The sequence below is a fragment of the Pseudomonas sp. YQ_5 genome (assembly GCF_043103305.1).
In the GTDB taxonomy this organism is placed as follows: Bacteria; Pseudomonadota; Gammaproteobacteria; order Pseudomonadales; family Pseudomonadaceae; genus Aquipseudomonas; species Aquipseudomonas putida_Y.
In genome coordinates this window covers 1-954 of record NZ_JBICJS010000041.1, presented here as the reverse complement: position 1 = coordinate 954, position 954 = coordinate 1, and the positions used below count along the sequence as shown (strand labels likewise).

1 protein-coding gene is annotated in these 954 nt (G+C 56.7%); it reads right to left on the bottom strand.

The features are described from left to right. Window positions 1–896: IS110-like element ISPpu11 family transposase (locus tag ACF8EA_RS06935; protein ID WP_392521346.1), on the bottom strand; the 896-nt coding region annotated here is incomplete at its 3' end. Between the last annotated feature and the right edge of the window lie 58 nt (window positions 897–954).

Here is a 954-nt window from a genome sequence, read left to right as displayed (position 1 = left end):
GGCTGATCGGAATCAGGCCTTAACTGACTCAAAACAGAATGGGCGCCCTGGATCAGCAGGCTGCGTATGTAGCCGTCACCGCGCTTGCTCATCTTGCCCAATCTGATTTTGTTTCCGCTGCTGTGCTGATCGGGCACGATACCGAAGAAGGCGGAATACATTCGGCCACTGGCGAAGCGGCTGGGGTCGGTCTGTTTCGCCACGATCGCCGTGGCAATGATAGGGCCGACGCCGCGAATGGTGATCAGTCGCTGAGCGACTTTATCCTCCTGGGCAGTCGCTTCGAGCCGCCGGCTCAGCACCGTTATGCGTTCACCTAAAGACAACCAGTCCATCAGCAACTCATCGAGCAACTCGCGCAACAAGTCGGGCAGAGGCAAGGAAGCATCCTCAAGCGCCTGAGGCACATGCTTATTGATCGCGGCATCACCCTGGGGCATGGATACGCCATGCTCAAGTAGCAAACCACGGATCTGATTACCCAGCGCGGTATGTCGCTTGATGTTACCGCGCCGGATACGGTGCAGCGCTTGAATAGCCAGTGCTGTGGTGCTCTTGATCGGTATCGAAGCGATGCTCGTATCGCGACCGGCACGCAAAATGGCATAGCAGTCGTTACGATCGTTCTTTGCACCGCTGCGATGTTCGGCGACACGTTGCGCCGGCAGGATGCGAACCGGATTACCTTTGGCCTGCAGCAGTCTGGCCCAAGCTTGTGCACCTGGACCGCATTCCATCAAGACGGCCACGGTCGTTGGCAGCTTGAGCAGGAAATCATGGAACGCTTGGCGGGATTTGATGCGATCTTCGTAGATCACCCGACCAGTAGCGTCCTCGCCTGCTAATTGGAAGACCTGTTTGGCCAGGTCTACGCAGATGGTTGTGCAAAGCTCCACATCAGTGGAAGACAGGGAATCGTGTTTCGAACTATGCTTTTTCATGGTCTCGCCCTCG